The sequence below is a fragment of the Conyzicola lurida genome (genome assembly GCF_014204935.1).
GTDB classification, from domain to species: domain Bacteria; phylum Actinomycetota; class Actinomycetes; order Actinomycetales; family Microbacteriaceae; genus Conyzicola; species Conyzicola lurida.
The window spans coordinates 2,630,024-2,650,663 of the sequence record NZ_JACHMJ010000001.1; the positions used below are offsets into that span (position 1 = coordinate 2,630,024).

22 protein-coding genes are annotated in these 20,640 nt (G+C 69.0%); 5 read left to right on the top strand and 17 right to left on the bottom strand.

Annotated features, from left to right (window positions below):
- Positions 1 to 10 precede the first annotated feature (10 nt).
- The 9 genes from HD599_RS12825 to HD599_RS12865 all read right to left on the bottom strand — a co-directional run bounded on the left by HD599_RS12825 (position 11) and on the right by HD599_RS12865 (position 8,064).
- Positions 11 to 1,000: a class I SAM-dependent methyltransferase gene (locus HD599_RS12825; RefSeq protein ID WP_184238171.1), complete on the bottom strand. Its 990-nt coding sequence runs from the start codon at positions 998 to 1,000 to the stop codon at positions 11 to 13.
- Between the two features lie 70 nt (positions 1,001 to 1,070).
- Positions 1,071 to 2,600, bottom strand: a complete 1,530-nt coding sequence (locus HD599_RS12830) for a glycosyltransferase (RefSeq protein ID WP_184238173.1) — start codon at positions 2,598 to 2,600, stop codon at positions 1,071 to 1,073.
- Positions 2,597 to 2,920, bottom strand: a complete 324-nt coding sequence (locus tag HD599_RS12835; RefSeq protein WP_184238175.1) for a hypothetical protein — start codon at positions 2,918 to 2,920, stop codon at positions 2,597 to 2,599. Before HD599_RS12835 ends, HD599_RS12830 begins: the two co-directional genes overlap by 4 nt.
- A 188-nt stretch (positions 2,921 to 3,108) precedes the next feature.
- Positions 3,109 to 3,972: a glucose-1-phosphate thymidylyltransferase RfbA gene (gene rfbA / locus HD599_RS12840; protein ID WP_184238177.1), complete on the bottom strand. Its 864-nt coding sequence runs from the start codon at positions 3,970 to 3,972 to the stop codon at positions 3,109 to 3,111.
- A gap of 1 nt (position 3,973) precedes the next feature.
- Complete coding sequence (locus HD599_RS12845; RefSeq protein WP_184238179.1) at positions 3,974 to 4,582, bottom strand: dTDP-4-dehydrorhamnose 3,5-epimerase family protein; 609 nt, start codon at positions 4,580 to 4,582, stop codon at positions 3,974 to 3,976.
- Positions 4,583 to 4,591: 9 nt separating this feature from the next.
- Entirely contained in the window at positions 4,592 to 6,136 is a 1,545-nt protein-coding gene (locus HD599_RS12850; RefSeq protein WP_184238181.1) for a glycosyltransferase, read from the bottom strand.
- Positions 6,136 to 6,384: a hypothetical protein gene (locus HD599_RS12855; RefSeq protein ID WP_184238183.1), complete on the bottom strand. Its 249-nt coding sequence runs from the start codon at positions 6,382 to 6,384 to the stop codon at positions 6,136 to 6,138. The genes HD599_RS12850 and HD599_RS12855 overlap by 1 nt, the downstream gene beginning before the upstream one ends.
- 112 nt (positions 6,385 to 6,496) lie before the next feature.
- Positions 6,497 to 7,228 (bottom strand): ABC transporter ATP-binding protein, encoded by a 732-nt coding sequence (locus tag HD599_RS12860; protein WP_343062058.1) that lies wholly within the window; start codon positions 7,226 to 7,228, stop codon positions 6,497 to 6,499.
- Positions 7,225 to 8,064 carry an ABC transporter permease gene (locus tag HD599_RS12865; RefSeq protein ID WP_184238187.1) on the bottom strand — a complete coding sequence of 280 codons (840 nt, stop codon included), beginning with the start codon at positions 8,062 to 8,064 and terminating at the stop codon, positions 7,225 to 7,227. The genes HD599_RS12860 and HD599_RS12865 overlap by 4 nt, the downstream gene beginning before the upstream one ends.
- Positions 8,065 to 8,194: 130 nt before the next feature.
- Between HD599_RS12865 and HD599_RS12870 the strand changes: the two genes are divergently transcribed.
- From HD599_RS12870 to HD599_RS12885, 4 genes are all read left to right on the top strand, one after another.
- Entirely contained in the window at positions 8,195 to 9,076 is an 882-nt protein-coding gene (locus tag HD599_RS12870; protein WP_184238189.1) for a glycosyltransferase family 2 protein, read from the top strand.
- Between the two features lie 88 nt (positions 9,077 to 9,164).
- Positions 9,165 to 10,151, top strand: a complete 987-nt coding sequence (gene rfbB / locus HD599_RS12875) for a dTDP-glucose 4,6-dehydratase (protein ID WP_184238191.1) — start codon at positions 9,165 to 9,167, stop codon at positions 10,149 to 10,151.
- Positions 10,152 to 10,154: 3 nt separating this feature from the next.
- Positions 10,155 to 11,009, top strand: coding sequence for a dTDP-4-dehydrorhamnose reductase (rfbD, locus tag HD599_RS12880; protein WP_184238193.1), 855 nt, complete (start codon positions 10,155 to 10,157; stop codon positions 11,007 to 11,009).
- The gene (locus HD599_RS12885) at positions 11,006 to 12,145 is read left to right on the top strand and encodes a glycosyltransferase (RefSeq protein ID WP_184238195.1); all 1,140 of its coding nucleotides are present in this window, start codon (positions 11,006 to 11,008) and stop codon (positions 12,143 to 12,145) included. Before rfbD ends, HD599_RS12885 begins: the two co-directional genes overlap by 4 nt.
- A gap of 80 nt (positions 12,146 to 12,225) precedes the next feature.
- Here the strand turns inward: HD599_RS12885 and HD599_RS12890 are convergent, their stop codons facing one another.
- Genes HD599_RS12890 through HD599_RS12900 form a run of 3 tightly spaced genes read right to left on the bottom strand, consistent with a single transcriptional unit; the run spans position 12,226 to position 15,184 of the window.
- Positions 12,226 to 13,500: an LCP family protein gene (locus tag HD599_RS12890; RefSeq protein WP_221420505.1), complete on the bottom strand. Its 1,275-nt coding sequence runs from the start codon at positions 13,498 to 13,500 to the stop codon at positions 12,226 to 12,228.
- A gap of 47 nt (positions 13,501 to 13,547) precedes the next feature.
- Complete coding sequence (gene purE / locus HD599_RS12895; protein WP_184240611.1) at positions 13,548 to 14,015, bottom strand: 5-(carboxyamino)imidazole ribonucleotide mutase; 468 nt, start codon at positions 14,013 to 14,015, stop codon at positions 13,548 to 13,550.
- 44 nt (positions 14,016 to 14,059) lie between these two features.
- Positions 14,060 to 15,184, bottom strand: a complete 1,125-nt coding sequence (locus tag HD599_RS12900) for a 5-(carboxyamino)imidazole ribonucleotide synthase (RefSeq protein ID WP_184238199.1) — start codon at positions 15,182 to 15,184, stop codon at positions 14,060 to 14,062.
- Between the two features lie 149 nt (positions 15,185 to 15,333).
- Between HD599_RS12900 and HD599_RS12905 the strand changes: the two genes are divergently transcribed.
- Positions 15,334 to 15,834 (top strand): GtrA family protein, encoded by a 501-nt coding sequence (locus tag HD599_RS12905; RefSeq protein ID WP_184238200.1) that lies wholly within the window; start codon positions 15,334 to 15,336, stop codon positions 15,832 to 15,834.
- Here HD599_RS12905 and HD599_RS12910 read toward each other — a convergent pair.
- Genes HD599_RS12910 through HD599_RS12930 form a run of 5 tightly spaced genes read right to left on the bottom strand, consistent with a single transcriptional unit; the run spans position 15,831 to position 20,471 of the window.
- Positions 15,831 to 16,370: a PH domain-containing protein gene (locus HD599_RS12910; RefSeq protein ID WP_184238202.1), complete on the bottom strand. Its 540-nt coding sequence runs from the start codon at positions 16,368 to 16,370 to the stop codon at positions 15,831 to 15,833. The two genes, HD599_RS12905 and HD599_RS12910, sit on opposite strands and share 4 nt — an antisense overlap.
- A 3-nt stretch (positions 16,371 to 16,373) precedes the next feature.
- The gene (locus HD599_RS12915; RefSeq protein WP_184238204.1) at positions 16,374 to 17,177 is read right to left on the bottom strand and encodes a biotin--[acetyl-CoA-carboxylase] ligase; all 804 of its coding nucleotides are present in this window, start codon (positions 17,175 to 17,177) and stop codon (positions 16,374 to 16,376) included.
- Positions 17,174 to 18,421, bottom strand: coding sequence for a DUF6716 putative glycosyltransferase (locus tag HD599_RS12920; RefSeq protein WP_184238206.1), 1,248 nt, complete (start codon positions 18,419 to 18,421; stop codon positions 17,174 to 17,176). The genes HD599_RS12915 and HD599_RS12920 overlap by 4 nt, the downstream gene beginning before the upstream one ends.
- Positions 18,421 to 19,293: an N-acetylneuraminate synthase family protein gene (locus HD599_RS12925; protein WP_184238208.1), complete on the bottom strand. Its 873-nt coding sequence runs from the start codon at positions 19,291 to 19,293 to the stop codon at positions 18,421 to 18,423. The genes HD599_RS12920 and HD599_RS12925 overlap by 1 nt, the downstream gene beginning before the upstream one ends.
- Positions 19,290 to 20,471, bottom strand: coding sequence for a cytidylyltransferase domain-containing protein (locus HD599_RS12930; RefSeq protein WP_184238210.1), 1,182 nt, complete (start codon positions 20,469 to 20,471; stop codon positions 19,290 to 19,292). Before HD599_RS12930 ends, HD599_RS12925 begins: the two co-directional genes overlap by 4 nt.
- Positions 20,472 to 20,640: the final 169 nt, after the last annotated feature.

Here is a 20,640-nt window from a genome sequence, read left to right on the forward strand (position 1 = left end):
CTCGCGAAGTCTACCGGCGGAAAACCCGGAGAACCCGCCGAGCCCCCGCGCGGAGGGTGCGCCGGGCGGGCGCGGGCACGCGGGCGACCACGCGGCGCAGCGGCGAGGTGAGGCGCCACGAGTAGCTGCCGGCCATCTCTCCGAGCTGCGCGTTGACGTGCTGCACGGTGGCGTCGAGGCGGGTCTCGAGCTCGGCGGACTTCGCGTTCAACGCGTCGATCTCGGCCCGCAGGTTGGCGATCTCGAGGTACTTCAGGTAGCGCTCGGTGATGATCTGGCCCTGGTCCGAGTAGAACGCGCGGATGGCGTCGGCCTCCTCGTCGGTCGCGTCGAAGAGGGCGCGCAGCGGCTCCGGGATCACCGTTCCGACGCTGAGCACGCCGAGGCCGTGACCGTGGTGGAAGGTGAACGACGGGTATGTCGCGGTCAGCTCGTCCCAGAGCTGCCAGACCGCGAAACCGTTCTCGTGTTCCGCGATGTCGTGGAAGAGCACGATGCCGTGGTCCGCGACCTTGGGCAGCCAGCTCTCGAAGTCTTCTTTGACGTCCTCGTAGCCGTGGCGGCCGTCGATGTGCAGCAGGTCGACCGAGCCGTCGTCGAACTTGTCGACGGACTCCTCGAAGTAGCCGCGCAGCAGCACCGCCATGTCGGGGTACTGCTCGGCGCGCACGGCGTCGACGTCGGCGAAGATCTCCTCGCCGTAGAAGCCCGCGTGGTCGTCGCCCTGCCAGGTGTCGAGCGCGTACGCCCGCAACGGGAGGCGCAGGCGACGGGCCGCCTCGCAGAAGGTGTAGAAGGAGAAACCGTTGTGCGTGCCCAGTTCGACGAACGTGCTCGGCTTCAGCGCGTTGGTGATCCAGAACGCGAAGGGCGCGTGCTCGAGCCAGGCCGACAGCACGATGCGGCGCGGGTGCCAATAGGATTCCGCGCTTACCCACGGCGTCAGGTCGTCTCCGATGACGACCTCCTGAAGGCCGGGATAATCAGCTCGTGCGTTCATCGTCAACTCCCGTCGAATTCGTGTGGCGCGGTGCACCACGATAACCATGCCTCACTGGGCGCCCGCCCGTTCACACGTCGAAGCTCGGCCGGTCGGGCGACGACGACGCCCACCGCGCCCGCACCAGGTCGAGAGCCGCGCGCCGGGCCGCGGGAGCGCGCTCGGGCGGTGCGCGGTGTGCGAGGTGCACGCGGCTGATCCAGACGAGCCGCAGGCCGAGCATCCGGGTCTTGAACGACAGGTCGACATCGCTGAGCTTCGGCGGCAGGCTCTCGCTCAGGCCGCCCACGGCGATGTAGGTCTCGCGCCGCAGCGCGACACACTCGGTGTCGAGGCCGGAGACCTCCCGGTCGATCATCAGCGCGGAGAACGGTCCGGGGTCGCCGGGCCGGAAGCGCAGGAGGGCGTGGCCGAACTGGCGGTTCGCGTAATTGTGCCCCGCCCCGTAGACGAGTCCCTCGTGGTCGAACACCTGCGCGCCGACGAGGCCGACGTCCGGTTCGGCGAGGCACGCAGCGAGATCCGTGACGACGTCGCCGGCCACCACGTCGAGCCCGTCGTCGACGAGCACGATCACGTCGCCCGTGCTGGCGAGGAAGCCCTGGTTGCAGCGTTCGCTGAAGCCCGCCGCGTGGCCGCACTCGACGATCGTGACGTCGGGAGCCTGACCGAGCTCGCGCTCGAGCTCGCCGCGGTCGAAGGCGGAGACGATGATGTATTCGACGCGCGCATGCTCCGTCGACGCGGCGAGCGACCGGACGGTGCGGCCGATGCCGTCGACCGAGCCGTCGGCGGCGAGGATGACGCTGACGAGAACTCCCTCGTCCAGACGGCGGTACAGCGCGTAGGTGCCGAACCAGACGCCGTGGCGCACCTCGGTGTCGAGCCCCAGGCGGTCGACGTGAGCCTGTACGGCGCGCACGCCGGCGTCCCACGCGTAGGGCTTCGCGTCGCCCGACGAGGCCGTCGAGTCGGCGAGTGCGCGCCAGTGGTAGAGAACCTCGGGCAGGTGGTAGACCTGCCGCGCCCGCTCGGTGACCTTAAGCACGAGGTCGTGGTCCTGCGAGCCGTCGACGCCGCTGTCGAATCCGCCGACCTCGCGCACGATGCTCGTGCGCAGCACCGAGAGATGCCCGCAGTACATCTGGGAGCGCAGGCGCTCGGGCGACCAGTCCGGTTTGCGGAACTCCTCGTAGAGCACCCCGTCGCCGTCGATCTTGTCTTCGTCGGTGTACACGTAGTCGACGAGCGGATGCGCGGCCAAGGCGGAGGCGACTTTTTCGAGTGCCCCCTCGACCAGGAGGTCGTCGTGGTCGAGCAGCACGATGTACTCGCCCGTGGCGGCGGCGATCGCGTCGTTCGAGGCGGCCGAGATGCCGCCGTTGGTCTCGCGCAGCACCAGGGTGATCCGCGGTTCGGCCGCGGCAGCAGCTCGCAGGTAGTCGCGCACCGCCTCGCTCGGCGACAGGTCGTCGACGAGGATCAGCTGCCAAGCCCTGTAGCCCTGCCCGGTGACGGACCGCACCATCTCGTCCAGCACGTCCAGAGGGGTCTCGTAGACGGGCGTGACGATCGAGAAGGTGGGTGGCGCAGCGATCACCGGCGGCGTCCGCGCAGGCGCGTCAGCGGGGCGAGCACGGCCGAGCCGACGCGCCATGACTTCGACGCGAAGATGTTGTCGAGCTCCTGCTGCCGTCCGTAGCGTTCTGCGGCGAGTTCGTCGCGCAGGACGAGCACTTCCTCCTGCAGCTCGGAGATGCGTTCTTCGGCGATCGCGAGTTCGGCCTGGCTGGCCGGGAGAGCCTTCTCCTGGAGCGTGCGCAGTTCGCCGCGCAGGCCGAGGACGGTGTCGTTGGCGACGAGCGTCTCGTGGTCGACGGCCGTCTGTTGTGGGTGCGATGGTGCGGATTGCTGATTCACCTGTGCTCCTTTCGGCGGCACCCACTCCGTCGTGGGATGCCCGCGCCGTGGTCGGGTAGGGCCGGGGCGGACGCTGAGAGCCCCGGTGACGGGGTGCTCGCTGGAGTCAGACTAGCGACAATCTGTCATGGCGGGGAGTCGCCGCGACGGGCCCGTCCGACCCGGCGAGCGGGTCGGACGGAAGCCGGTCAGTCGGCGAGCAGGCTCGCCAGGTAGCGGCCGTAGCCGCTCTTGATCAGCGGCGCGGCGAGGACGCCGAGCTGCTTGTCGTTGATCCAGCCGGCACGCCAGGCGATCTCTTCGATGCAGCCGATCTTGAAGCCCTGGCGGTCTTCGATGACGCGCACGTACTCGGACGCCTGCATCATCGACTCGAACGTGCCGGTGTCGAGCCACGCGGTCCCGCGGTCGAGGACCTGCACGCGCAGCTTGCCGCGGTTCAGGTACACCTCGTTGACGGTCGAGATCTCGAGTTCGCCACGGGCGCTGGGCTCGATGGTCTTCGCGATCTCGATCACGTCGTTGTCGTAGAAGTAGAGGCCGGGAACCGCGTAGTTGCTCTTCGGGTTCGACGGCTTCTCCTCGATGGAGAGCGCGTTGAAGTCGTCGTCGAACTCGACGACGCCGTAGGCGCGGGGTTCCGCCACGTGGTACGCGAAGATGAGCGAGCCGTCGATGTCGACGTTCTTGCGCAGGTTCGAGCCGAGCCCGGCACCGTGGAAGATGTTGTCGCCGAGCACGAGCGCGACGCTCTCGTCGCCGATGAATTCCTCACCGATGATGAACGCCTGGGCGAGGCCGTCGGGCGAGGGCTGCGAGGCGTACTCGATCGAGATGCCCAGGTCGGAACCGTCGCCGAGCAGCGCACGGAACTGGTCGTTGTACTCGGGGGTCGTGATGATCAGGATCTCTTTGATGCCCGCCATCATGAGGGTCGAGAGGGGGTAGTAGATCATGGGCTTGTCGTAGATCGGCATGAGCTGCTTCGAGATGCCCTTGGTGATCGGCCAGAGACGCGTGCCCGATCCGCCGGCGAGGATGATACCGCGCATATCAGGCGTTTCCCTTCAGGGTGGCGTAGTACGCCTGGCAGGCGTCCCACGTCGGGAGCAGTCCGGAGTCGAGCGCCTCGGTCAGGCCGGGGGCGTCGGTGTCCTTGGGCGAGAGCAGCAGCGAGCCGGCTTCCTCGGGGAAGCGCAGGCCGATTTCCTTGTCGGTCGGGTCGATCCCGTGCTCGGCACCGGCGTTGAACGTCGAGGTGACGAGGTAGGTGACGACGGCGTCGTCGGTCAGCGCGACGAACGCGTGGCCGAGGCCCTCGGAGATGAAGATGGCGCGGCGGTCGACGGAATCGAGCAGCACGGCGTCCCATTCGCCGAACGTCGGCGATCCGACGCGGATGTCGATGACGAAGTCGAGCACGGCACCGTGCGGGGCCATCACGTACTTGGCCTGGCTCGGCGGCACGTCGGCGAAGTGGATGCCGCGGACGACGCCCTTCTTCGACACCGAGGTGTTGACCTGCTTGAGGTCGATCGAGCGGCCCGACGCCTTGGCGAGCTCGTCGAAGCGGTACGACTCAGAGAACACTCCACGGTCGTCCGGGAAGGCCCTCGGGGTGATCTCGTAGCTGTCTGGAATCTTGAGTTCGCGGATATTCACGGTGAAATCTTACAAGGATGCGTTCTCGTCCGAGGTCAACATCGATCCGTAGGGCCAATAGGTGGGGTCGTCGAGGCGCCATTCCCAGCGCCCCCACGCCGTTTCGACCTCGTAGCGCGCGACCCGGGAGACCCGCGTCTTCGACTCGTAGTGGTACAGCTCGGTGTTCGGCGTCCAGTAGATCGTGTGGCCCAGTTCGGTCACCTTCATGCACAAGTCGACGTCGTTGAAGTTGCCGGGGAGCAGCAGCGAGAAACCGCCGACCTCGTCGAAGACGTCGCGCGGCATCATCGAGCAGGCCGCGGTCACGCCGGAGATCTCGCGCTCCACGAGGAAGCTGTTGAGCGGACCGGAGGCGCCGCGACGGCCGACGGTGCCGATGTGGCCGGCGTCGCCGCGCTCGTAGATGTGGCCCGCGTGCTGGATCGAGTCGTCCTCGAAGTAGAGCATCGCGCCCGCCATACCCGCACCGGGGCGCTGGCAGAGCGAGAGCATGGGTTCGATCCATCCCGGGGTGATGACCTCGGTGTCGTCGTTGAGGAACAGAACGTACTCGCCGCGCGCGTGGAAGACGCCGAGGTTCATCTTCGCGGAGAAGTTGAACGGGCGGTCCCACCAGACGATGCGCATGCGGTCGCCGCCGATGTCGCGCAGGGTCTGCGTGACGGCGGGGTCGGCCACGCTGTCCATCACGACGACGAGCTCGTAGTTCTCGTAGGTGGTCTTCTCGATGATGGTGCGCACGGCCTCGATGACGAGGCAACGGGTCTCGCCGTGCACTTCTCCGAGGCTGCCGCGGGTCGGGATGACGATGGAGACGAGCGGGTCGCCGACGACGCTGCGGTGCGTGCGGTGGGCGCCGTTCTCGTGCACCGACTCGACGTAACCGCCGCCGGTCTCGGCGAGGTGCTCCTCGAGCACGGTGCGCGTGGCGTCGAGCGCGGCCTGGCCGGAAACCGCGCCCACGGGCGGGGTGCCGTCCGGGAGGGCGAACACGGTCGCGCGGAAGTGCTCGATGACGGCGCCGGAGCGCTGGGCGCGCAGAGCGAGGTCGTACAACTCGGCACCGGGGATGCCGGTGCGCACGCCGCCGAGGCGCTGGAGCAGCTCGCGGCGGTAGAACACGGCGTTGCCCCAGTAGAACTGGCAGCGCAGGCGCTCGGGTGACGAGTCCGGCTTGAACCGGAAGCGCGTCGGCTTCACGCCGAAGATGTACTCGTCGGTGTAGACGACGTCGGATTCGACCGGCCGTGCCTCGACCAGCACGCGGGTCTCCCCCGCGCTGAACTTGCCGTCGGCGTTGGCGATCAGCACGAAGTCGGTGCCGGCCATCTCGATTCCGGCGTTGACGGCGGCGGCCCAGTCCGTGGCATCCGTGCCGGCAAAGCGGACCCGCGGGTCGCCGGCGCCGACGGTGTAGCCCTCGACGCGGCCGGCGACGATGATCTCCCAGTCGCTCGTGTCGTCGGTCGAGAGCGACGCCAGCAGCAGCGGGTACGGGAACGACGTGGCCCCGGCGACGGGGAGGACGACGGCGATGGTCGAGTTGACCACTACTTGACCTTGCTGATCACGCGACGCAGCAGGCGCACGGGAGTCATAATCAGGCGGCCGACCCTCCACGTGGTCGAGTGGCGCAGCGCGAGGATTTCGGCTTCGAGTTCTTCGACGCGCTGACGGGAAGGGGCGTTGCGCACCGACTCCTGGGCCAGCGCCGCGCGCAGACCGATGATCTCGTCGGTGCGGGCCAGCTCGCGCTGGTACGCGTCGAAATCTGGGTTCTTTTCGGATGACTGGCTCACGAAAATTCGCTCCTTCGATGTGCCGTGTAGGTGTTCAGAGGGTAGCAAGCCAAAGCTGGGCGATCGTCGGCTTGACGAGGATGCCGCGTGGGCGACTCCCCGGCGGTGACAGCTAGGCCAGCGAGTCCATGTAGGCCGCGATGGTCGGTTCGGCCTCGCCGACCTTCACGAGCTTTCCGTGGTTGAGCCACGCGACGTTGTCGCACATGTTGGTGACCGTGCCCATGTCGTGGGTGACGAGGATGACCGTCTTGCCGGCCTTCTTGAAGTCGCGGAACTTCTGCATGCACTTGGCCTGGAAGTCGGCGTCGCCGACGGCGAGGACCTCGTCGACCACGAGGATGTCGGGGTCGACGTTGATCGCGACCGCGAAGCCGAGGCGCACGTACATGCCGGAGGAGTAGTTCTTCACCGGCTGGTCGATGAACGCCTCGACGCCGGAGAAGTCGACGATCTCGTCGTACTTGCGCGTGATCTCCTTCTTCGACATGCCGAGGATCGACCCGTTGAGGAAGATGTTGTCGCGCCCCGAGAGCTCGGAGTGGAACCCGGAACCGACCTCGAGCATCGCGGCGATGGAGCCGAAGTGCGAGATGTTGCCCTTGTTGGGGTAGTAGATGTTGGCGAGGCACTTGAGCAGCGTCGACTTGCCCGAGCCGTTGCTGCCGATCAGGCCGAAGGTCGAGCCGGTCGGCACGTCGAACGTGACGTCGTCGAGGGCCCAGAAGTCCTCGTGCACGCTCGTGCGGCCGCGCATGATCGCCGCCTTGATGGTCTGGTTGCGCTCGTGGTACATGCGGAAGCTCTTGCTGACATGGTCCACGCGAACCGCGATGTCGGTCACAGTGCCTCCGCCAATTTTCTCTCGTTGCGCTGGAATACGAAGATTCCGATGACGAGGCTCACTGCCGCCCAGAGCAGGCAGATGACCCATTCCTCGAGGCCGGGGAACCGCTGGTCGTACATGAGGTTCCGGAACACCTCGAGGAAGTGCACCATCGGGTTCAGGTTGTAGAAGAACTCGACGGTGAGCTCCGAGCCGAACAGGTAGCCGATCTTGTCGGACTGCGTCTTGACCAGCGACCCGGGGTAGATGATCGGGGTCAGGTACATCCAGATCTGCAGGATGATCGACAGGAAGTACTGGGTGTCGCGGAAGTAGACGTTGGCGATCGCGAGCATCAGGGCCACGCCCGAGGCGAAGACCGCGAGCAGGACCATGATCACCACGACGAGCGGCAGCCAGGGCAGAACACCGAGGCCGCCGATGATCAGCAGCAACACGACGAGCACGCCCATCTCGAACAGCCAGTTGTAGAACGACGAGCCGACGAGCGAGAGCGGCAGCACGATGCGCGAGAAGGAGACCTTCTGGATCAGCCCGGCGTTGGCCACGAGCGACCCGGCACCGGCCGAGACGACGTTGGCGAAGAACGTCCAGGGCAGGAGGCCGCAGAGCAGCCAGACGGCGAAGACGTTGAGGCCGCTGGGATCGCCGCGGTCGGGCTCCACCCGCAGGATGAAGGCGAAGACGATCGTGTAGATGACGACGAGCGCGAGCGGGTTGGCCAGAGACCAGAGCTGCCCGAAGATCGTCCTCTTGTACTTACCCCGGACTTCACGAAGCGTGAGGTTGGCAAGAAGTTCTCTCGACGAGAACACTTCTTTCAGATATCGCATTCACCCTCACACGGAAAAGGCCGAACGGCCGCAGATCAACATAGCCTACGACCTCCATGGCCCGCTCTCAGCCTGCCGTCAGCCTGCTGAGCCTCCGGCGACAGCCGCGCAAACTATGCTGGGGGGCGCTATGGCCTCCCCCTCCACCCCGGCTGTCGAACCCCGCGTCGCGATCGTGACGGTGAGCTTCGGCTCCTCCGACGTACTCTCCGGCTTCCTCGCATCGGTCGCGCAGAGCAGCACGAGCATGCCCGCGGTGGTCGTCGCGGACAACAAACCGGAGGGCGACGACATCGTCGCGGGCCTCGCCGCCGACCACGGGGTCACCTACCTTCCCCTCGGTGCGAACCTGGGCTACGGCGGCGCCGTGAACGCCGCGGTGGAGACACTGCCCGACTCGGTCGACTGGGTCCTGGTCAGCAACCCCGACGTCAGCCTCGGTGCCGGCGCACTCGACGCGCTCGTCGCGACCGGCGATTCCGACCCGGGCATCGGCTCCGTCGGACCGGCCGTCCTCACCGCCGAGGGCGACGTCTACCCCTCCGCCCGCTCGGTGCCGTCGCTGCGCACCGGTGTCGGCCACGCCCTCTTCGTCAATCTCTGGTCGGCGAACCCGTGGACCCGCTCGTACCGCAACGACACGGAGACCCCCGTGGAGCAGCGCGACGCCGGCTGGCTCAGCGGCTCGTGCGTGCTCGTGCGCCGCACCGCGTTCACCGAGCTCGACGGTTTCGACACCGGCTTCTTCATGTACTTCGAGGACGTCGACCTCGGCTACCGGCTGGGCAAGCTCGGCTACCGCAACGTCTACGACCCGTCCGCGCGCGTCGTACACACCGGTGCGCACTCCACCACCTCCGACTCGGCCCGCATGATCGCCGCTCACCACACGAGCGCCCGCCGCTTCCTCAACAAGAAGTACGCCGCCTGGTACCTCTGGCCCATCCGGGTCTCCCTGACGATCGGGCTCCGGGTGCGTTCCGCACTCGTGCGCCGGTCCCTCGACCGCTAGTCCCCTCCCCCGCCTCCGCGGTTCGTTAGAATCGCTGGGGCAGTGCCCGCCGACTCACACGTCCATGTCTCGCAAGGAATCTATCCCCATGAAAATTCTCGTCACCGGTGGAGCCGGCTTTATCGGCTCGAACTTCGTGCGCCGCACGCTCGAAGACGCCTATCCCGGCCTCGAGGGCGCCGAGGTCGTTGTGCTCGACGCACTCACCTACTCCGGCAACCTGGAGAACCTTGCTCCGATCGCCGACTCGCCGCGGTACAGCTTCGTCCACGGCGACATCCGCGATGCCGAGCTGCTCGACACCCTGTTCCCGACCGTCGACGCCGTCGTCCACTTCGCCGCGGAGAGCCACGTCGACCGTTCGGTGCGCGACGCCTCGATCTTCGTCGAGAGCAACGTGCTCGGCACGCAGAAGCTGCTCGACGCCGCGCTGCGCTCCGGCCTCAAGCGTTTCGTCCACGTCTCGACCGACGAGGTCTACGGCTCCATCGCCGAGGGCTCGTGGGACGAAGAGCGTCCGCTCGAGCCCAACTCCCCCTACTCCGCGTCGAAGGCCGGCAGCGACCTGCTCGCGCGCAGCTACTTCCGCACCCACGGCCTCAACGTCTCGATCACGCGCTGCTCGAACAACTACGGCCCGTACCACTTCCCCGAGAAGGTGATCCCGCTCTTCGTCACGAACCTGATCGACGACAAGCACGTCCCCCTCTACGGCGAGGGCAACAACATCCGCGACTGGCTGCACGTCGACGACCACACCCGTGGCATCGCGATGGTGCTCGTCGGCGGCCGTGCCGGCGAGATCTACAACATCGGCGGCGGCACCGAGCTCACCAACAAGGAGCTCACGCAGCTGCTGCTCGACTCGACCGGCAAGGACTGGTCGTACGTCGACCGCGTGCAGGACCGCCTCGGCCACGACCTCCGCTACTCCGTCGACATCTCGAAGATCCAGGCCGAGCTCGGCTACGAGCCGCAAGTACCGTTCGAGCAGGGCCTCGCCGACGTGGTGCAGTGGTACCGCGACAACCGCGAGTGGTGGGAGCCCCTCAAGGCCCGCGCCGAGCTCTCCTAGACGATGACCACCTACCTGATCGTCGGAGCGGGCGGCATGCTCGGCTCCGACCTGCAGACGGCCCTCGCCGGCCGTGACGTCACCGCGCTCACCCGCGCCGAACTCGACGTCACCGACGCCGAGGCCGTGCTCGCCGCGGTCGCCGGCCACGACGTCGTGATCAACGCCTCGGCGTACACCAAGGTCGACGACGCGGAGACCAACGAAGACCTCGCCTACGCGGTCAACGCGACGGGCGCGGGCAACCTCGCCACGGCAGCGAAGGCCGCCGGTGCGACGCTCGTGCAGGTCTCGACCGACTACGTCTTCGACGGTTCCGCGACGACCCCGTACCCCGAGAACACCCCGGTCGGACCGGTCTCGGCATACGGCCGCACCAAGGCCGCCGGCGAACGCCTCGCCCTCGAGGCCAACGCGGAGAACACGTACATCGTGCGCACCGCGTGGCTCTACGGCCAGCACGGCCCGAACTTCGCCAAGACGATGCTCACGCTCGCCGGTAAGCTCGACGAGGTCTCCGTGGTCACCGACCAGGTCGGCCAGCCCACCTGGACGCTCGACCTTGCCAAGCAGATCGTCGCCCTGCTCGACTCCGACGCTCCCGCCGGGGTCTACCACGGCACCGCGTCGGGCGAGGGCAGCTGGTTCGACTTCGCCGGCGCCGTGTTCGCCGGAGCGGGCCTCGACGCCGCGCGCGTGAAGCCGACCGACAGCTCGGCCTTCGTGCGCCCGGCCCCGCGGCCCGCGTACTCGGTTCTCGGCCACGACGCCTGGAGCGCCGCCGGCCTCTCGCCGATGCGCGACTGGCGCACCGCCCTCACCGAGGCCTTCGCGACGGGGGCTTTGACCGCTCCATGACCACGATGCGCGTGATCGTCGATGAAATGCTCGCACCGGTCCCCTCCGGCCTCGGGCGCTACACCGAAGAACTCACGCGTGCGCTCATCGAGTTCGCTCCTGCTGGGTGCGTCGTCGAGGGGATCGTCTCCGCCTCCACCGAGGCCGAGTACGCCCTCCTCGACGAACGCCTCCCCGGCCTCGGCACCCTCTACAAGACCAGCCTCGCCCGCCGTGAGCTGATCGCCGCCTGGCAGCACGGGTTCACCCGGCTGCCGGGCGGGGGCATGGTCCACGCGCCCAGCCTGCTCGCCCCGCTCGGACGCCACGACCGCCAGGACGGCTCCGGCCACCAGGTCGCGGTGACCATCCACGACGTGGCCGCCTGGATGCACCCCGAAACCCTGCCACCGAAACGCGCCGCGTGGCAGCGGGCGATGGCGAAGCGGGCGCACCGCTATGCCGACGCCGTCGTGGTGCCGAGCCACGCCGTGGGCGACGCTCTGCGCGACATCCACGACTTCGGCGACCGGGTCCGGGTCATCGGCAGTGCGGCCGGCTCACGACTCGCCGTGCCCGCCGACGCCGACGCCCGCGCCGACCGCCTCGGTCTGCCACCGCGCTACATCCTGACCACGGGCGGCCTCGAGACCCAGAGCGGCGTCGAATACCTGCTCGCGGCGCTCGCCCTGCCCGGCAGCACCGAGCTCCCCGTCGTCGTCATCGGACCCGACGACATCGGCGGCCTGCCGGTCTCCGAGGCGGCCGCCGCCGCCGGACTCCCCGAGGGTCGCGTGACGGTGCTCGGCGAGCTCTCCGACGGCGATCTCTCGGTCGTGCTCGACCGCGCCGCCGTGCTGGTCTACCCGAGCCTGACCGAGGGCTTCGGACTCGGCATCCTCGAGGCCTTTCATTTCGCCACACCGGTGGTGCACTCGGATACCGCGGCTCTCGCCGAGCTCGCGGCCGACGCCGGCCTGTCCGTGGCCGTGGGCGATCTCGACGGCTACCCGTCGCGCCTGGCCCAGGCAGTCGGCTCCGTGGTCGACGACCCCGAGTACGCGGCCCGCCTCGGCACCTACGGCCAGGACCGCGCCGGGCTGTTCAGCTGGCGCTCGTCGGCCGAGAACGTCTGGCAGTTGCACGCCGACCTGTAATCCCGGGCGGGTTGGGCTTGCGCGGTGGAGCTAGCGATCACGCGACCCCAGCGCCGAGGGAGCCTGCGACCGAGGTCAGGTTACTTCTCTGCCGTCGGCGCCAACGACTTCGCCACGAGGTCGTGGATGGCGTCGAAATCGGGCCGCTCGACCACCACGCCGTTCGCGGGGATCAGCTCGACCGACGCGATCGGCAGCGCCCGCGTTTTACTCGCGAGGTCGACGAAGTATCCGAGCGCCGCCTGGGGCAGGTCGCTCTTCACCACCTGCGATCCGGCCTTGGCGACCGCCTGGAACTTGGTGAGCACGTTCGAGGGCTCGAACTGCGCGAGCACCGCCTCCTGCACGGCCCGCTGGCGCACCATGCGGTCGTAGTCGGTCATGTTGTAGCGGGTGCGCGCGTACCAGAGGGCGGTGGTGCCGTCCATGTGCTGCTCGCCCGCCTCGATCGTGCCGACGACCGGGCCGCCGTTGATGCCGATGGGGAGCTCCTCGGCCACGTCGATCGTGATGCCGCCGAGGGCGTCGATGAGGTCGCTGAAGCCCTGCATGTCGATGAGCACGTAGTACTGCAGCGTGATGCCGAGTGTGCCCTCGACCGCGTCACGCATCGCCTCGACGCCGGCGTTGCTGCCCTCGGCCTCGGCGTCGGGGTACAGGTCGGGGTGCTCGGAACCGTAGGTGTACAGGTAGCTGATGAGGCACTGGTCGCCGCAGTCGTAACCGTCGGGGAACGGCTCGTAGAGCGGGGAGCCCTCGGAGAACGGCACGCGTTCGAGGTTGCGTGGGATGCCGATCATGGTCGCCTTGCCCGTCGACTCCTCGACGCTCACCACCGAGATGCTGTCGGGGCGCAGACCGAGGCGGTCGGCGCCCGCGTCGCCGCCGAGCAGCAGGATGTTGTAGCGGCCGTCGATCGCTCCCGCGGCCTGGCCGCCCGCGAAGATCGCGCTGATCGCGTCGCGGGTCGAACCGGCGACGACGACGCCGTAGTTCGCGGTCGAGCCGAGCACCACGAGCACGAGCGCGGCGAGGGCCGCGACCAGCCAGCGCGCGGTCGGCCCCACCCGCACGAGACGCGCGAGCCGCAGCGTGTCGACGGTGAGCACGAGCCAGAGCACGAAGTAGAAGACGAGAAGCACCTGCACGACGGTGAGCGCGACGATGTTCGTGGCGATCGAATAGACGAGGGTGCGGGCGACGAGGAACAGCACGAGGGTCACGAGCGCGAGGATCCAGAGCACGAACGTCGCGACGATGCCGACGCGGCCGAGCTTGCGGTTGCCGGCGAGCACCTGGGCGGAGCCGGGCAGCAGGATATTGAGCACCACGAGCCACCAGGCCCGGGTGGTCATGGTGGTGCGTGAACTGGTGTCCGGGAACCGGACAGGGTTGGCGATCGTCACAGCTTCGAAGCGAGCGCCGCGTTTTTATCGGCCACGAGTCGCTCGAGGCTCAGGGCGAACGCGGCGAGTCTGTCGGCGAGTTCGTCGTCGGACGCGGAGAGGATGCGGGCGGCCAGCAGTCCGGCGTTGCGCGCGCCGCCGATAGAGACCGTGGCGACGGGAACTCCGGCGGGCATCTGCACGATGGAGAGCAGGGAGTCGAGGCCGTCGAGTTTCGCGAGGGCGACGGGCACGCCGATGACGGGCAGCGTGGTGACGGCGGCCAGCATGCCGGGCAGATGGGCGGCGCCGCCGGCGCCGGCGATGATGACCTTGAGCCCGCGGTCACGCGCGGTGCGGCCGAACTCGATCATGCGCTCGGGCGTGCGGTGCGCCGACACGATCTCGACCTCGTGCTCGATGCCGAATTCGGCGAGGGCGGCAGCGGCGTCCGCCATGATGGTCCAGTCGGAATCTGAACCCATAACGACGGCTACGAGGGGAGTTGGCACGCGTTCAATCGTAAGGGTCAATTCTCGAAGAATGCCGCTGCGGCGCGCGCGCGGTAGACGACATCGTCGAGGTCGTCTCCGCCCGCGTTGACGTGTCCGACCTTGCGTCCCGGGCGGGGCTGCTTGTCGTAGAAGTGGAACTTCACCGTCGGCTGGTCGGCGAAGGCCGCGTCGTACCGGTCGGAGATGGCGTCGCTGGTCGGTCCGCCGAGCACGTTGACCATCACGCTCCACTCGTCGCGGCAGCCCGTCGCGCCCAGCGGCAGGTCGAGCACGGCCCGCAGGTGCTGCTCGAACTGGCTCGTGGTGGCCCCGTCGAGGGTCCAGTGGCCGGTGTTGTGCGGGCGCATCGCCAGCTCGTTCACCAGGAGGCGGTCGTCGGTGGTCTCGAACAGTTCGACGGCGAGCACGCCGGTCACCCCGAGCGACTCCGCCACGGTCGTGGCGATGTCGGCCGCGACATCCGCCAGCTTGCCTGCCGAATTGGGAGCCGGGGCGATGACTTCGGCGCAGACGCCGTCGCGCTGCACCGATTCGACGACGGGCCAGAGGGCGAGTTCGCCGCTCGGCCGGCGCGCGACCAGCTGGGCGAGTTCGCGGCGGAACTCGACGAGCTCCTCGACGAGCAGGGGTTTGCCGTCGGCCTCGGCGAACCAGTCGGCCGCCTCGGCGGCGTCGCGCACGACGCGCACGCCCTTGCCGTCGTAGCCGCCGGTCGGGGTCTTGAGCACGGCGCTGCCGCCGTGGTCGGCGAGGAAGGCCGCGAGCTCGTCGGTGTCCGAGACACGGGCCCAGTCGGGAACCGGGATGCCGAGGGCGGCGAGCCGCTCGCGCATGGCGAGCTTGTCCTGGGCTAACTGCAGCGGGTCGGGACCGGGCTGCACGTTGACGCCGCGGGCGACGAGCTCGCGCAGCACCGACTGCGGAACGTGCTCGTGGTCGAAGGTGACGACGTCGACGGTCTCGGCGAAGGCGGCGACAGCGTCGAGGTCGAGGTGGCTGCCGTACGCGGTCACGGCGAGCGCGGCCGGCTCGTTCTCGGTGACCGCGAGCACGCGCAGCGTGATTCCGAGGTTGACGGCTGCCGGGATCATCATTCTGGCGAGCTGTCCGCCGCCGATCACACCGACGATTTTCGACATGGGTTACGACTCCTGCGGTTCTCCAGCCCGACGACAGGCTTTCACTTCGGACGATGACGGGGCGGCTAGACTTCCAGCCCTACTGACTATCTTCGCCTACAAATGCGGCCCGTCCGCATCCCCGGCGAACCGGACCATCGGGTGGTGGCATGCGAGCTCTCATCGCACAGCTCGGCCGCTTCGGCGCCGTCGGGCTGGTGGGGGTCGGTATCGACGTCGGCGTGTTCAACCTGCTGCGCCTGACCGTGCTCAGCCCCGACGACCTGCACGAGGGCCCGGTGATCGCGAAGATCATCTCGACCTCGCTCGCCATCGTGGCGAACTGGCTCGGCAACCGCTACTGGACCTTCGGCAACGAGCGGCGACCGCACTGGGTGCGCGAGGCGGTGGAGTTCCTGCTGGTCAGCCTCGGCGGCATGCTCATCGCGCTCGGCTGCCTCTGGGTGTCGCACTACGTGCTCGGCTTCGACTCCGTGCTCGCCGACAACGTCTCGACGAACGTGGTCGGCCTCGCCCTCGGCACGGCGTTCCGCTTCACCTTCTACCGGCTCTGGGTCTTCGGCGCGCACCGCGAGGGGTCCGGCCTGCACACCCGGCAGCAGGCGCCCGAGCCCGCGGCTGCTCCCGAGCCCGCTCCGGCGCTCGACTAGCGGTAACCCCAGGCGGTCGTCTCGTCCGAGCCCGCCGACTGCTCCTGCTGCCGGCGCGCGGCGACGGGGTTCTGGCTGAGCTCCATCAGGTCGTGCAGGGCCTCCTGCACGAGGTCGGCGCCCGGCACGTCGCGCAGCACGATCGGCTTGTCGAGCCCGGTGTTGATGAGCACGTCGCCGCTGCGGAACACGCTCTGTATCGCGTTCTGCCGCACCGTCACGTCGTAGCCGCGGCTGTGCAGCAGCTCCTGCCGCACGCGCACGAAGAAGCCCGACCGCAGCACGATGCGCCGCGTGGTGATCGTGTAGTGGCGTCCGAGCCAGGCGAGCAGCGGCAGCAGCCAGAGCAGGATCCCGAGCACCAGCGCCGACCCGAGCACAACGAGGTTCTGCCACATCTCGGCGAAGCTGCCGTAGAAGTAGCCCGTGGCCGCCAGAATCAGGATGACGGCGAGGCTGGGCCAGATGAGGGCGCGACCGTGTGGTCGCAGCCGTGCGACGACGGCTTCTGGAACCCTGCTCTCGGTGGTGGACATGCCTTATTCATACCGCAGATGTGTCACGTCGCCCGCGGCGACAGCCGTAACCTGGCCATCCAGGCTCGCGCGCACCAGCAGGCGGCCCGCGTCGTCGATACCCACCGCGCTGCCGACCAGGTCGGGCGCGCCGGGAAGCTCGACCTTCACCCGTTGGCCGATCGTGGTGCAGAGGTCGGTCACCTGCTCGGCGACACCACTGCCCAGCGGGTCGGCCCCGAGCCGCACGAACCCGGTGTAGAGCTCACGGAGTGTCGTGAGGTAGACGCTCAGCGCGGCATCCGCCAGTTCGTCGCCCTCGAGAGCGGCACCCGAGAGGGCGAGCGACGTCGAGACAGGGGTGGGCAGCTGCTCGCGGGTCAGCGACAGGTTGAGCCCCGCGCCGACCACGACCGCGTCGCCGCCGGGGAGGAGTTCGGCCAGCAAGCCGGAAACCTTGAGGCCGTCGATCTGCACGTCGTTGGGCCACTTGAGGCCCACGCGCGACGGCTCGACGACCGACTGCACGGCGCGCGTCATCGCGACACCCGCGATGAGCGGCAACCAGCCGTAGTGCTGTGTGTCGAGTGGTTCGCCGGCGGGCAGTACGGGCCGCAGCAGCACGGAGATGGAGAGGCTCGCACCGGGCGGCGCGACCCAGACCCGGCCGAGGCGCCCGCGTCCCGCGGTCTGGCTGCCCGTGACCACGACCGCGAAGTCGTCGACCGGGCCGGCGGCGACGCGGGCGACCAGCGCGTCATTGGTCGAACCGACCTCGGGCAACACCGCCAGGTCGTCGACGACGGCGGCACTGCGGGGAAGTCTCATGCGTCAAGGCTAGTCGCCACCCAGCGGTGCTCCTCCCCCTCGTTGCGTCGGCGACGGCGCGCGAGCGCCATCGACCGGGCGGGCACGCCGATGAACAGCGCGACGAATCCGAGCGCCGTGCGGTCGTGCGATCCGAACGCCTGTTTGCGCTCCCACGCCCGGCGCAGCAGTCCCCCGGCGGAGCCCCGCAGAGAGGGCCGCGTGGCGAGCGCGTCGGCGGCGCGGGCCGCGAGCAGCCCGTCGAGCGCTGCGAGCCAGTCGTTGTCGGCGGGGTCGTGGAAGTAGTTGTCGTCGAGCCAGTCGGCGCGCGGGTGCTCGAAGCGCAGCTGGCGGATCGCCTCGCCGCTGCCGAACAGCCCGCTGCCGACGAACACGGTGTTGATCAGCTCGGGCGACACCCCGAACTCGTCGATGACGCGCACCGGGATGTGTCGGGCGACCGCCTCGATCACCGCGGTCGAGCTCACCGTGACGAGGGCGCGCGCGGTGTCGAGCGCCGCGGCCATGGGTCCCGCCGCGACGACGATGTTCGACGGCACGTCGCTCCGCGCCGCGAGCAGGTCGGGATAGCTGTGCGCCTCGGCGTGGGTCTGCTGCTCGGCACCGAGCGCGCGCACCTTGATCACGACCCGGTGGTCGGGGTTGTGCCGCGCCGTCGCGAGCAGGATGTCGAGCACCCGTTCGCGGTCGGCGAGCGCGTCGGGAACGATCGACTGCACCGCGAACACGATGTCGCGCCCGTCGGCCGCCGTGCGGTCGCTCATGAAGGGGAGCGTCGCGAGCCCGAGCGTGTGGTTCCAGCCGCGCTTGGCCCCGACGACCGTGAACTCGCGGATCTCCTGCTTGGAGTGCAGCACCATGAGGTCCGCCTGCCCGCGGTAGAACAGTGCCTTCCAGGTGGCGGGGATCGAGATTCCCGGCAGCCCGCTGACGAGGACCGGCCGGTGGGGCAGGTCGGCGAGGACCCGCATAACGACGGATGCCGCGGGCCCGCGCATCGCGACGATGACGACGTCGGGCAGCTGGGCGGCCACCCGCTCCGTCAGCGACCGCAGCTCGACGTGGAGCAGCCCGCCCACGTCGAACCCCGACCCGTCGAGCGCGGCCGCCAGCTGGGCCTCGCTCGGCTGCGCGGGCGTCGCCACCAGGGCGAGCTCGCGCTCCCACTCCGCGGGGAGCTGCGCGAGGAGCGCGGCCCCCCACTTCACGTAGGAGTCGGTGTCGACGAGGGCGAGCGCCCGCATCAGGCCTGCACGCGGCGGAGCTTGGCGAGCGGTGCCAGCTCGCCCGGGAAGACGCGCTTGACGCCGTCGCCGAGCGCCTCGGAGACCACGCGGATGTCTCTCACGAGTTGCGCGAAGTCCTGCGGTTCGAGCGACGCGGCGTGGTCGGAGCCCCACATCGCGCGGTCCAGCGTGAGGTGGCGCTCCACCACGGTGGCGCCGAGCGCGACCGCGGCGAGGCTGATCTGCAGCTCGCGCTCGTGTCCCGAGTAGCCGACCGGCACGCCGGCGAAGCGCTCGGCGAGCGTCGGGATCATGCGCAGGTTGGCCTCTTCGGTGGGCATCGGGTACGACGACGTGGCGTGCAGCACGATCAGCTGGTCGCGGTCGAACACCTCGACGGCCGCGTCGATCTGCTCCATCGTCGACATTCCGGTGGAGAGGATGACGGGCTTGCCGGTCGCGGCGAGCGCCTGCAGCATGCCGATGTCGGTGACCGACGCCGACGCGACCTTGTGCGCGACCACGTTGAGGTCTTCGAGGAACGCGACGGCCGGCTCGTCCCACGGGGAGGCGAACCAGTCGAGGCCGCGCAGCGTGGCGTGGTCGCCGACCTCGATGTACTGCTCGCGGTCGAACTCGACCCGGTAGCGGTAGTCGAGGTAGGTCATGGTGCCCCACGGCGTCTCGCGCATGACGCTCTTCATGTGCTCGGGCGTCGACACGTCGGGGGTGCGCTTCTGGAACTTGACGGCCTGCGCGCCCGCGTCGGCGGCGACGTCGATCATCTGCTTGGCGAGCTCGACGCTGCCGTTGTGATTGAGCCCGATTTCCGCGATGACATAGACGGGGTGACCGGCGCCGATGGAGTGAGATCCGATGCTGATTGTCATGCTGTTCCTTCTCTGTTGGGCAACGCGAGCTCAGCGAGTTCACGGACGGCGCCGTCGCCGCCACGACGGGTGAGGATCACCCGGGCGGCGGAGATGACGAGGGGGTGGGCGTCTGCCACGGCGACGGGCCAGCCGACGATCGCGAGGCAGCCGAGGTCGTTGACGTCGTTGCCGACGTAGGCGACGCGGTCGAGGGGGATGGCGTTCGCGGCGGCCCACTCGGTGAGCGCCGTCGCCTTGTCGTCGAGGCCCTGCAGCACCTCGACGCGGAGTTTGCGCCCGCGGGCAGCCACCACGGGGTTGACCTCGGTGGAGAGGATGAGCACGGTCACGCCCGCCTCGCGCAGCAGGCGCACGCCCATGCCGTCGGAGCGGTTGGCGGTGACGAACTCGCTGCCGTCCTCGCCGACCAGCACGCGGTCGTCGGTGTGCACCCCGTCGAAGTCGGTCACGACGGCGTCGACGTCGATCGAGCGGACGCCCCCCTGTGCCGGGTCGATGACCGAGGCGAGGGCGGATGCCGCGGCGAGCTGCTCCGGAGTGTCGATCTCCATCGCGTACCGCTCGTCAACGGCCGCGACCCCGACGCTGCCGAAGAACCGGTACCCGCGCTCCCGGAACCCCGCCGCACGCATCACGTAGAACGCGCCGGTCTCCTGCCACTGGGGTTCGCGGTCCTGACGGCGCGGGCGGAAGCTGTGGTCGTGGTTGATCCCCGTCGCGCCCTCGTCGCCGAGTCGCCAGAGGAACGCGTGCGTCTCCACGGCGGCGAACACCACGTCGGCCTCTCCGCCGTCGACCCGTGCGATCGCGCCCTCGAGCGCGTCGGTGTCGATGAACGGCGAGGTGGCCTGGATGAAGACGAGGATGCGGGTCGAGACGCCCCGGTCGTCGAGCGCGTCGAGCGCGTGCAGCAGCGCGGCCTCGGAGCTGGCCTCGTCGCCGGCGATGGTCTCGGGCCGGTCGACGACGTCCGCGCCCGCGGCGAGCGCGACGGCCCGTATCTCCGCGTCATCCGTCGTCACCACGACCCGGTCGACCGAATCGCTGGCGCGCGCGCTGCGGATGGCCCGCACGATGAGCGGCACACCGCCGACCTCGCGCAGGTTCTTGCGCGGAATGCCCTTGGATCCACCGCGCGCCGGGATGACGGCGACGATCTCGGCACTACCGCTCACTGTGTCTCCGTCCCAGGGCGACCCGGGCGGGTGCCAATGTGGTGACGTTACGGGCGGTGTGTGACGCGGGGACGGTCTAACGGTGAACAGAAAATGACCAGATCGCGACACCCGTTCAAGGACGGCGGCAGATTCTGTAGGGTTTCGCCAACGGTCTGGCCCAAAGACC